Here is an 11,345-nt window from a genome sequence, read left to right as displayed (position 1 = left end):
GAAGGATACACCTGTTCCCATGTCGAACACAGAAGTTAAGCTTCTTAGCGCCGATTGTAGTGAGGGGTTGCCCCTTGTGAGATTAGGACGTCGCCACGCAACTGAGACTATCCATTTTGTGGGTAGTCTTTTTTTCTATTGAAGAAGTGACAGCGATGATAAAAAACATCGTAGTCACTTTTTTTATTATCACATTCTCGATTTCGAATAATAGGTTATTATTTTTAGCTAAAAAATGTTCATGTTATACTAAAATTACGAAGAATATTGGAGGAATGTGATGGTTAAGCGAGTATTTAAAGGCGGCATTGATTTGCATCAAGATTCAGCCTTGCATCTGAGAGGAATAGATAATTATAAAAATGTGGAGAGTATCCATCCTAAAAAAGTCTATATCCCAGTTCAGCAGCATATTGGAGATCCTGCGGAAGTAATCGTTTCTGTTGGTGAGAAAGTCTTTTTAGGACAGCCGATTGCCAAAATGGGTGAGGGCTTAGGCGCGAATGTTCATGCAAGCATCTCTGGTAAGATTATCGGCGTAAAAACAATCGATCAAGGTCAAGGAGATGAGATGACCTGCGTGATTATCGAAAATGATTTTCGTGAAGAACCTCGTGAGATCCATCATGAAACAATCGATGAGTTAACTCCAGAAATGATCGTAGAGCGGGTCGAAGCGGCAGGCGTAGTTGGTTTGGGCGGAGCGACCTTTCCTAGCCATGTAAAACTTAATCCTAAAGAAGATATCCATACCTGTATTTTCAATGGGGCAGAATGTGAACCATTATTAATGGCTGATGCAGCGTTAATGGTTACTCAGGGAGAGAAGCTGCTCAAAGGCTGCGAATTGGTACTGAAGGCGGTAGCGGCAAAAGAAGGCATCATTGCAATCGAGGATGATAAGCAAGAAGCGATCGAAGTCATGAGAAAATTGTGTCAAACTGTTCCGCAGCTTTCGGTAGTTGAAGTCCCATCTGTGTACCCCCAAGGCAGTACCGAGATGCTTTTCAAAGTCCTCACCGGCAAAGAAGCTCCGGCAGATGGATCAACGCGAGACTTGGGTTATTTGATCATCAATGTAGCGACGACAGCGGCTGTTTACGAAGCGATTGATCCTGGAATTCCATTGAGTCATCGAATCTGCTCAGTGGTAGGAGATGTAAAAAAGCAAAAGAATGTTTATTTTCCAATCGGCACTTCAATCGAAGATATGATCGATTTTTGTAATGGCTTTGAGGGGAAACCCTCTAAGATCATTACGGGCGGATTTATGATGGGAAAAACGGTGGATACGCTGGCAGCGTCTTTGACGAAATCAGCAAATGGGCTGATCGTCATTAATGAAACCCACGATGAAGACATTACACCAAGTCCTTGCATCCTATGTGCTCGCTGTGTCGAAGTTTGTCCAATCGGTCTTTTGCCTCATCAGTTGGAGAAAAGCTACTTGAAGGAAAACTGGGATCGTTTGGAGAAGCTGTATGTGGACAGCTGTATCAATTGCGGCTGCTGTACCTACATTTGTCCAGCACGCCGGCATTTAGCTGAACACATCGTTGCTGGGCAGCAAAAGCTCAAAGAAAGGCAGGCATAGTTATGGATGAAAACCGTTCTTTTGAAGATCTGCGCAGCCCACGTTATCCCATGATGGAAGCGTCGCCTCATTTGTTGTTTCACGAAAAAACAGATCGTATCATGCAGATGGTACTATTAGCACTGCTGCCCAGTGTGATCGCCTCGATAATTTTCTTTGGTGTGCGTTCGCTGCTTCTATATTTATTTGCGATCGGAACTTGCTTGCTCGCAGAATTCCTTTGGTTTAAGTTTCGAAAAAATACTTTACCCAAAGATTATTCAGCGGCAGTGACGGGTGTTTTGCTGGCGATGAGTCTGCCGGCAAGTGTTCCATTGTGGTATCCCGTTCTAGGCGGAGCAATCGGCATCATCGTTGTAAAAGAATTTTTTGGCGGAATCGGTCGCAATTTGTTGAATCCGGCTTTAACTGGTCGTGCGGTCTTAAGGCTGGTTTTTGTAAAGGAAATGTCAGCCAATGTACAGCCTCAGCCACTTTTTTCTACAGGTGGGTTAGACGTTGTTTCTTCAGCCACACCGTTAATGAACGCGAAAGCCGGTGAAAGCCTGAGCGGCGGACAGATGCTGGATAGTTTGACTGGCCTAATCGCCGGAAAAAATGCGGAGACGACTGCGATATTGCTGCTTCTAGGCGGACTATTCCTACTATATAAAAAAGTGATCACTTGGCATATTCCTCTTTGCATGATTGGTACAGTAATCGTCATTGCGCTTATAATCGGAAAAGGCGACTCGACAGTTGTATTTGCTCATGTTTTTGGCGGAGCAACAATGTTAGGAGCCTTCTTCATGGCAACAGATTACAGTACCTCACCTACAACATCTAGAGGAGAAATTATTTACGGCATTTGCTGCGGAGTATTGCTGATGGCGTGGAGAACCTTCAGTTCAATGCCAGAGGGAATGACCTTCATTTTGTTAATTATGAACTGCTCTGTTCCGCTGATTGATCACCTGATTATTCCACGAGCTTATGGCGTGAAAAACTAGCAAATCTTTTCAGTAAAAAAAGTAGACGTTCTTTCATTCTAATGATAAAGTGGTAAAGTCACTGGCTATTACCAGTTTATTACACGAAATATTTTGAAAATCGCGTACATCATTGTTACGAGATTTTTCAGTTTTCATGATAGAGAGGATTGTTTTATTTGCTTTATGTAGCACGACATGGAGAAACCGAATGGAATAAACAGGGGATTATTACTGGCAGAAGCGATATTGCTTTGTCGGAAGAAGGTTATCAGCAGGCCGCTTTATTAGCAGAAGAAGTGGCAATGCTAGAAGTTCCGATTACTAAAATCATTCATTCTCCACTAGAAAGAGCCCGTGAAACAGCACGAATTGTAGGAGAAAAGAATCAGTTGCCGATGAGTGTCGATGAACGCTTGATCGAACTAGACTATGGTGATTATGATGGAACGAGTGATGAGCAACCCGGCTATCTAAAGCTCCGCACGCAATTTGCAGTCCGTTATCCAAATGGCGAGTCTTTGATGGATGTTTATGCTCGGATCGTTCCGTTATTGGAAGAGCTGGAGCAGGATTCAGATAATATCTATTTATTGGTTTGTCACAATTCTGTGATCCGTGCGATCAAGAATTATTTTGAACCCCTAGATAACGAGCAAGTCTTTAATTATCGTACACCAAACGCGAAGTTGATCGGGTTTGATTGGAAAAAAATTGCCGCAATAATCAAAAGCGCATAAAAAGGCAGGACTTCGTGTCCCGCCTTTTTTACTTTAATTCTATATCGTCTCATGCATGGAATGGATCGTTTGGATCGTATGCTGCCATTTTTTCTCTTCGGATTCTGAAAGGTTCATTGGAAAGCTTTCACTGATCCCTTGTTGCGAAACCTTTGCAGGAGAGCCAACGTAACAGCTCTCAGCCGAGCGATAATGGCTAACTGGTACAACAAGGTGATTATCATTCAAAATCGCTTCAACGATTCGTACGGCTTGAATCGCGATACCATAAGAGGTGTAGCCCTTCCCTCTAAAGGTAACCCACCCCCCATCACGAGCAGCCTCATCCAATGCTTTTAGTTTTTCAGCCGTCAACGATTCAGTAATTGGCACGCCGCCAATTCTTACACTGGACCAGGCAACAAATTGGCTTTCACCATGTTCGCCGATCACATACCCATCAATGGCTGAAGGATGGACCTTCATACTTTTGCTGACGGCATGTTTCATTCGTCCTGTATCTAAAGAGGTGCCCGTACCAAAGACCCGTTCCCGCGGAAAGCCCGTCAATTCCTGCAGATACTGAGTAATCACATCACAAGGATTCGTGATGTTCAATAGAATGCCTTTGAAGCCGGAGTCCTTGATGATGGGTGCCCATTCCTCCACGATCGTCTTGGTCAAATCCAATTCAGCGAAGCGATCGGGGTTTCCTTCAAAAATGGAGATATCGCCAGCAGAAAAAATGATTACATCCGTGTCCGCCAGTTCAGCCACATTTGGACCAATTAGTCGAACTTGATTATTTTGCTCCATTTGTCCATCCATTAGATCGTTCAGCTCTGCTTGTAAAATATTATCCTTTGAATCAAATAGAACCAATTCATCCACTATATTTTTTGAAATCAAGGTATAGGCTGTCGTACTTCCCACATGTCCTACTCCAATAATTGCGACTTTTCTCAATTGCAACACGCCTCTCTCATAGAATTTACCATTTTTAAAAGAATGCCCTTAACATGAGAAAAAGTCAATAGAATAATTAGTAAATGATTAATTTGATGTCTTGTCTTTTAGAATTTGATACACGCGTTCACAGTCAGCTGAGGTACCTCTCAGTTCATAATCCGCTAAGAAGGGAAAGCCAAAAGCTTCGCTATATTGTTTCGCAGTTAAGCAATACTGGTAATTGAAATTCTTATTCCCGCTGCCGACAACACCAAGACATTTTTTGTAGTTATCCTCATATTCAAGATACTCACGCATAACCTCAGTGAGGATTTCAGTATCCCCATTATCAACCCCATTGCCGCCTTCCAGATATGTTGGAACGAAAGTAAAAAAGGGATCATTCTCGACTGCGAAGGGACTGTTTTCTGAGATTTCCTTAGATGAAATTAAAGGATTTGCTGAATCTAGCTGATGTTGTTCTTCAGCATATGCCTCCAAACGTTTGACAAATGCTCGAGTATTTCCTGAAATCGATATATACAAAATATTCATAAATGAATTCCTCCTAAATTTGATAATGACCGTAATTTTAACAAAAAAATTAGGTCACAATGACAGCTCTAACTTCAAGATTATAACACGAAAAAAGATAGTTAAGCGATATTGTAAACGGTTGCAAAAAATCTTAAAATATGGTATAAATATAGGTGTAAGGGGTAGGTCCCTAAGGTTGTAAAATGATACAACAGGAATGAACGGAAGCAGTGTTCATTTCAAAGTGAATGCCGAAATGGCAGAAAGGAAGTAGGGATTTGAAGTCTCCTTACCAAGTTATTCTAATCTAGCGGGGAAGAGAAATGTAGACAGTAGAACCATTTCTCCACTTAATGGTGAGGCTTAAACGAAATTCAAACAAAAAGACGTTTAAGACCTAGAAAAGGGTGTAAATATTCCAGAAATCTGGAATGAAGAAAAAACACTTAGCCATTAGACCTGCTAGATTATTTTTGTGCCTAAAAAAGGGCCAGCTGATCACTCAGCTGGCCTTTTTCGATGATTTATTTATTGTAGTAACGAATATCGCCGCTGATCTTGTTGATAGCATAATCAGTCGGATCAGAGAACGTATACGTTTCTCCATCAGTCGGTAATTTTTCACTGAACATCTTTTCATATTCATCCACCGAAAGCTGTTTACGTTCTGCGAGCAGCGTTTGGTTTTCTTTACTGTTCAAATGCTGCTTATATCCATCCATCAAGGTTAGAGAGAAGAATTCACTTACGGCTCCGGAACCATAACTGAACATCCCGATGCGATCACCAGCATTCAAATCGCTGTTGTCCAGCAATGATAATAAGCCAAGGTATAACGAACCAGTATAAAGGTTTCCGACTGTACGGCTGTAAACAACGGCTTCATCATAACGAGCTTCTAGTCGTTGCTGTTCTGCTTCAGGCATTTCTGGGAAAATCGCGCGCAAGGCTTTGCGTCCCATTTTCGTATAAGGCAAGTGGAAATTCAAGGCAGCATAGTCCGTGCTGTCTGTCTGATTCACTTTTTTATTTTGCGCCCAAATGCGAGTGAATGAATCAATATAGACTTGATTGGACATATGACCATCCACTAATGGGTAGTCATGACCGGCTGGCCGCCAAAAATCATAGACATCTTCTGAGTAGAAGACACTGTCATTATTAAAGGCCAATAATTTTGGTTCTTTGGTGATCAGCATAGCAACAGCTCCGCAGCCTTGAGTTGGCTCGCCGCCAGTACCTAACCCGTACTTGGCAATATCAGCTGCAATCACTAAAACTTTGCGATCGGGATGTAAGGTGACATAATCGTGAGCCTGTTGTAAAGCGGCAGTTCCGCCGTAGCAGGCGTGTTTTATTTCAAATGAACGAGCAAATGGTTGAATATCTAACAGACCATGAATGATTACGGCAGCAGATTTTGAGAAGTCGGTACTCGATTCAGTTCCGACGATTACCATGTCGATGTCTTTTTTGTCTTCATCTGTAAGAATTTTTGCAGCAGCACTTGCCCCTAAAGTAACGATGTCTTGTGTCTCAGGAATAATTGCCATCTGATCTTGTCCAAGACCAATGTGAAATTTGTTGGGGTCAGTCTCACGGGCGTTTGCTAGGTCCGTCATATCAAGATAATAATTTGGTACGTGAAAACTGATTTTATCAATCCCTATATTCATATTGCTCCTCCTTTTCTTCCAAAGGTAAATATATCATAGAAAGGTCATAATTAGTTAAGTTTGAATCTTAAGAAATTATAAAACTATCTATGCTATACTTACATCTGATTTTTAAAGATAACATTGGAGGTGCACCCTTGGAAGAAATAGTTATTTTGAGCGCTGTACGAACACCAATTGGCAGATATAAAGGCAAACTAGCAGACGTCTCAGCCGTCGAGCTCGGTGCGATCGCAATAAAAGAGGCGATCAAACGCGCGGAAATCAAGGCAGATCAAGTGGAACAAGTGTTTATGGGGAATGTTTTACAAGCAGGTAATGGACAAAATGTGGCACGTCAGTCAGCTGTCAAAGCAGGAGTTCCATATGAAATCCCTGCGACCACAATTAATGAAGTTTGCGGATCAGGCATGAAATCAATCATTTTCGGAATGCAGCAGATTCAATTAGGCGAAGCCCAAGTCGTTGTTGCTGGTGGGACAGAAAATATGTCTCAAGCACCCAAAGTAACGAGTTTCGATTATGCCACACAGGAATGGCAAGAGCCAAAATCAAGCATGATTTATGATGGCTTGACCGATGCCTTTAGTGGTAAACACATGGGACTGACGGCAGAAAAAGTCGCGAGTGAATACAAAATTACTCGTGAGATGCAAGATCAGTATGCCTACGAATCACAAATGAAGGCGGTAAAATCAAGTAAAGATGGAAAATTTGAATCAGAGATAGTTCCAGTCGCATTGGCAGATGGAAGTACGCTGCGAGAGGACGAAGGGATCCGCTTTGATTCGACATTAGAGAAAATCAGTTCATTGAAGCCAGCTTTTAAAGAAGATGGTGTTGTAACAGCTGCAAATGCTTCAACATTAAATGATGGTGCTGCAGCGATTGTCATCGCTTCAAAAGCTTATGCCATCGAACAAGGCTTAGCCTATTTGGCTGTTATCAATGATTACAGCGAAGTGGGAATTGATCCAAGTATTATGGGAATGGCTCCTGTTTCAGCGATCAATAAATTATTAAAAAGAGTCAATCGTACAATCGATGAAATTGATACGTTCCAAATCAATGAAGCTTTTGCGGCAGCTTCAGTGGCGGTGCAAAAAGAACTAAAATTGTCAGATCAAAAGATCAACACTTATGGCGGTGCGATTGCTTTAGGTCATCCCATCGGCGCTAGCGGGACAAGGATTGTTGCAACCTTAGTTTCAGAATTGATCCAAGAAGACAAGCAACGCGGTGTAGCTAGCCTTTGTATCGGCGGCGGTCTAGGTTTGGCCTTGATGATCACGAAAGCAGAGGATCAAGAAACCGCAAAAAAAAAATTCTACCAGATGAGCCGAACTGAACGTCTAGCAAAGCTGGTGAAGGAAAAAAAGTTATCCGCTCATGAGGCAGCGCGACTGGAATCTGAAACGGTATTACCGGAAAAGATCGCGAATAACTTGATTGAAAATCAAATCAGTGAATGTTCGATCCCTTTAGGCGTCGCGCAGAACTTTGTTATTAATGGTAAAAAAAAACTAATCCCGATGGCTACCGAAGAGCCCTCGGTGATTGCGGCAGCTAGCAACGCTGGGAAGATCATCGCAAAAGCCGGAGGATTTCAAACTCGTGTAATCAATCAAGATATGGTGGGTCAAGTTGTTTTACGTAATATCAAAGATTTTGAAACAGTAAAAAAAACGATAAATGAAAATAAAAAACTTCTTTTTGCTGCAGCTGAAAAAAGTTATCCTTCGATTTATCAACGCGGCGGCGGTCTGCAGTCAATAAACGTGCGGACTTTTGAAGAAGGTTATCTTTCACTTGATTTAGTCGTTGATACGAAAGATGCAATGGGCGCCAATATTCTGAATACGATGTTGGAGGCTGTAGCGCAAGAGTTGAGACAATTGATTCCTAATGCGGATATCTTGTTCAGCATTTTGAGCAACTATGCGACAGAATCATTGATTGAGGCACGCTGTGAGATTCCTATAAAGCAGCTAACACCAGAGATAGCGGAAAAGATCGCTGCTGCCAGCGAATACAGCAAACTCGATCCATATCGTGCAGCAACCCATAACAAAGGGATCATGAATGGTATTGACGCAGTGGTCCTGGCAACTGGAAATGATACACGTGCTGTGGCAGCAGCCTGTCATGCCTATGCTGCTCGAAATGGGCGTTATGAGGGATTAACTGATTGGTCTATCAAAGAGGATAAACTAGTTGGGAAACTGACTTTACCGATGAAAGTCGGGATTGTCGGCGGCGCGACCAAAGTCTTACCAAAAGCTCAACTGAGTTTGAAACTATTAGAGGTTACATCTGCTGCGGAGTTAGGTGAGATGATTGTAGCTGTCGGATTAGCACAAAATCTGGCAGCGGTCCGTGCCTTAGTGACCGACGGAATCCAAAAAGGACATATGGCGATGCAGAGTCGTTCACTGGCTATTACAGCAGGAGCTACTGAAAATGAAATTCCTCAAGTGTCTAGGTTATTACGCCGTTCCGAGCAAATGAACCTTGCAACAGCTGAGACTATTATCAAGCAGCTTCGCCAAGCATAAAATAGTCGATATAAAAAGGGGTAAGATCAATTTTCGTGATCTTACCCCTTTTTTGCTAAAACTTCTTGAAATCAGCCCTCAGATAAACCATATCGACTAATTTTACCCCTTGATCAATGATCGGCTCATGATAATTATCGGTGAAAAAGTTCTTCACGCGATGTGATTCGTGGAATCCGCATTTTTGATAAAAGTCTAATATCCCAGGCTCATCGCCAGTTCCGACATACATCGTTTGATATTGACCTAGAAATTCATGGAATAAAAACTGGATCATAGCTCTGCCATAGCCTTGTCCATGTGCAGCTGGGACAGTCGCGATATTTTTCAGCTCACATTCCTGCTCATTCAACTCGATGACAACGGCCGAGCACTTCAAATCATCATCATATAATACAAACATGCGACCGTCATCAAGGTAACGGTCAATCATGTCTTCCTGCGGATCAGCTAAAAGAAGCAGGTCTAAATATTTTTTCTTATTAGAAACAACTTCTTCGATCCGTATTTTTTTTAGATGTAAAATAGGAAAAGCCATGCCTTGTTCATCAAATTCGGATCGATCCTTTACATGAAAACCCATATGCTGGTAAAAACCTAACGCTTGCGAGTTTTGTTCGTTCACATCGACATATTTTACTTTTAAAGAATCGATCGCGAATTTAAGCAGTTTCTTTCCGATACCTTTTCCTCTGGCTTCTCCGCTGACGAAAAGCATTTCTACTTTTTCGTGCTCAATGCCGATAAATCCTAAGATTTCTTGATCGTAATAACCATAAAGGTGCTCAATCGATTTTAGATATTTTCTCACTTCGGGTTTTAGCGCTTCAACATCTTTTGCTGTCAAAAAAGTGTGGGTCGCAACTACTGAAGATTCCCAAACTACCATCATCGCTTCAATGTCATTTTTGTTATTTTGATTGACTTGCTTAATATTCAACATTTCATTCTTCCTCCAATTTTATCGATAAGGATCGTTTTTAAGCCACATTAAATAAAGAGCACCTAATTCTGCTCTTAAAAGGGCGATGAAACAAATCTTTATCGTTACTCCAAACAATGTTTCATCTACTGTAGTTTCCTGGTTTGGAGTAAAGCAACCGTGCGAATATTGAAGACAAAATGCCACATTGATAACAGTCCTTTTCGTTGTTTCTATAATTGTAACAAGGGGACTAGGCAAAATCAATTAGTGAAAAACAGCAGAAACTTTTTAGCTTAAAAGTTTCTGCTGTTTAATTATTTTAAATCAAAATCTAAATACACCGGATTATGATCAGAGTATTTGAACTGCATATCTTTGACATGAACAGCCTCTACATTGATATTATCTGAAACGAGAAAACCATCAATCAGAGTAGTATAAGTCTTTCCCTCTTTGTAGGGTTCGTTTAACGCTCGAGCAGAAGGTACTTTTTCTTCAGCTAGTTTACCAGTAGGAAGATGAAAGCCAGCCGGTAATTGATTTTTTGGAAACGGATGCGTCCACGTTTCACGTTTTTTACTTGTGTTGAAGACTTCCGGACTATTGCCTAAAACATCATGATTATAATCGCCAGCGACTAATACGTAGTTGCCTTTTTTATATTCACTTTCCATTACATCAAAAATCTTCTTCAACTGCGCTGCTTGGATAGAGCGATCTTTAGTAAAAGCCGATAAATGCGTATTGATTGCAATGAATTCATGACCACCTTTGACTGGAACGCGGCTAACAGTGAAGGCACGATCCAAATCGAAAAATTTATTGAAATTTGTTTCGATCGGCAGGGAATAACGTTTACTGCTGGTGATCTCAGCTTGACTCAAAGTGACCAAGCCGGATTTTGCTTGCCCGATTGGATCAGTGAAAGGATAAAATAAGTAAGATGAATCATAATTCTGTCCATAAAGACTGTTGTAGTCTGTTAAGTGTTTCTTCAAATAAGCCACTTCATCCACATGTTGCGAGCGATCACCGTCTTGATCGACTTCTTGATAGAAAGCAAAGGTCGGTTTCAGCTCTTTAGTTGTGCCGACGATTCCCTGCATATTTTCCTTAACAGTCTCTTGGTCGTATGCGCGCGAATATTTCCCGCCATCCATAAAGAAGCTGTAGCTTGGGGGATATGAGCCATAGCCGATATTATGACTCATTGCTCGATAAGTTTTATTTGTTTCTAACGTTTGATTATGCTGATTATCAGGCTTCAGGGTGATATTATCGGATTGACGGTCATAGCTGGCGAATAAGTAAATCAAATAGCCGCCCAAGACCACGATGATTGCAATGATGATCCCAAATACAATCTTCAATATTTTTTTCATAATACTCCTCCTAGTCTTTCATTCAAAAATATCATAGCAGA

At 41.4% G+C, this 11,345-nt stretch carries 9 protein-coding genes and 1 rRNA gene; 5 read left to right on the top strand and 5 right to left on the bottom strand.

Going from position 1 to position 11,345, the window contains the following annotated elements; genetic code table 11:
- The 4 genes from rrf to E6139_RS14790 all read left to right on the top strand — a co-directional run.
- Positions 1-99, top strand: a 5S ribosomal RNA gene (gene rrf / locus E6139_RS14805); the annotation flags it as partial.
- A 181-nt stretch (positions 100-280) separates the two neighbouring features.
- Positions 281-1,594: an electron transport complex subunit RsxC gene (gene rsxC, locus E6139_RS14800; protein ID WP_316403885.1), complete on the top strand. Its 1,314-nt coding sequence runs from the start codon at positions 281-283 to the stop codon at positions 1,592-1,594.
- 2 nt (positions 1,595-1,596) lie between these two features.
- Entirely contained in the window at positions 1,597-2,583 is a 987-nt protein-coding gene (locus E6139_RS14795) for an RnfABCDGE type electron transport complex subunit D (RefSeq protein ID WP_316403884.1), read from the top strand.
- 158 nt (positions 2,584-2,741) lie between these two features.
- Complete coding sequence (locus E6139_RS14790; RefSeq protein WP_316403882.1) at positions 2,742-3,302, top strand: histidine phosphatase family protein; 561 nt, start codon at positions 2,742-2,744, stop codon at positions 3,300-3,302.
- Between the two features lie 39 nt (positions 3,303-3,341).
- Here E6139_RS14790 and E6139_RS14785 read toward each other — a convergent pair whose 3' ends face one another.
- The 3 genes from E6139_RS14785 to E6139_RS14775 form a co-directional block, all read right to left on the bottom strand.
- Positions 3,342-4,247: a lactate/malate family dehydrogenase gene (locus E6139_RS14785; protein WP_316403881.1), complete on the bottom strand. Its 906-nt coding sequence runs from the start codon at positions 4,245-4,247 to the stop codon at positions 3,342-3,344.
- A gap of 87 nt (positions 4,248-4,334) precedes the next feature.
- The gene (gene nrdI, locus E6139_RS14780) at positions 4,335-4,784 is read right to left on the bottom strand and encodes a class Ib ribonucleoside-diphosphate reductase assembly flavoprotein NrdI (RefSeq protein WP_316403879.1); all 450 of its coding nucleotides are present in this window, start codon (positions 4,782-4,784) and stop codon (positions 4,335-4,337) included.
- A gap of 506 nt (positions 4,785-5,290) precedes the next feature.
- Positions 5,291-6,442, bottom strand: coding sequence for a hydroxymethylglutaryl-CoA synthase (locus E6139_RS14775; protein ID WP_316403878.1), 1,152 nt, complete (start codon positions 6,440-6,442; stop codon positions 5,291-5,293).
- A gap of 137 nt (positions 6,443-6,579) precedes the next feature.
- On the opposite strand from E6139_RS14775, the gene E6139_RS14770 reads away from it, so the two are divergent.
- Complete coding sequence (locus E6139_RS14770; protein ID WP_316403876.1) at positions 6,580-8,997, top strand: hydroxymethylglutaryl-CoA reductase, degradative; 2,418 nt, start codon at positions 6,580-6,582, stop codon at positions 8,995-8,997.
- Positions 8,998-9,052: 55 nt separating this feature from the next.
- On the opposite strand, the gene E6139_RS14765 is transcribed toward E6139_RS14770, so the two are convergent.
- Together E6139_RS14765 and E6139_RS14760 are read right to left on the bottom strand one after the other, a co-directional pair.
- On the bottom strand, positions 9,053-9,940 hold the full coding sequence (locus tag E6139_RS14765; protein ID WP_316403875.1) for a GNAT family N-acetyltransferase: 888 nt from the start codon (positions 9,938-9,940) through the stop codon (positions 9,053-9,055).
- A gap of 296 nt (positions 9,941-10,236) precedes the next feature.
- Positions 10,237-11,304 (bottom strand): hydrolase, encoded by a 1,068-nt coding sequence (locus tag E6139_RS14760; protein WP_316403873.1) that lies wholly within the window; start codon positions 11,302-11,304, stop codon positions 10,237-10,239.
- Positions 11,305-11,345: the final 41 nt, after the last annotated feature.

Source organism: Enterococcus sp. (assembly GCF_032555305.1).
Lineage (GTDB): Bacteria > Bacillota > Bacilli > Lactobacillales > Enterococcaceae > Enterococcus_A.
The sequence above is the reverse complement of the archived record's forward strand: the minus strand, read 5'-3'. Positions and strand labels throughout refer to the sequence as shown.

Bases quoted from the DNA above. Each gene is read 5' to 3' on its own strand.
- E6139_RS14765 (WP_316403875.1), bottom strand. From the start codon at position 9,940: ATGTTGAATATTAAGCAAGTCAATCAAAATAACAAAAATGACATTGAA.
- E6139_RS14760 (WP_316403873.1), bottom strand. From the start codon at position 11,304: ATGAAAAAAATATTGAAGATTGTATTTGGGATCATCATTGCAATCATC.
- E6139_RS14775 (WP_316403878.1), bottom strand. From the start codon at position 6,442: ATGAATATAGGGATTGATAAAATCAGTTTTCACGTACCAAATTATTAT.
- E6139_RS14795 (WP_316403884.1), top strand. From the start codon at position 1,597: ATGGATGAAAACCGTTCTTTTGAAGATCTGCGCAGCCCACGTTATCCC.
- rsxC (WP_316403885.1), top strand. From the start codon at position 281: ATGGTTAAGCGAGTATTTAAAGGCGGCATTGATTTGCATCAAGATTCA.
- nrdI (WP_316403879.1), bottom strand. From the start codon at position 4,784: ATGAATATTTTGTATATATCGATTTCAGGAAATACTCGAGCATTTGTC.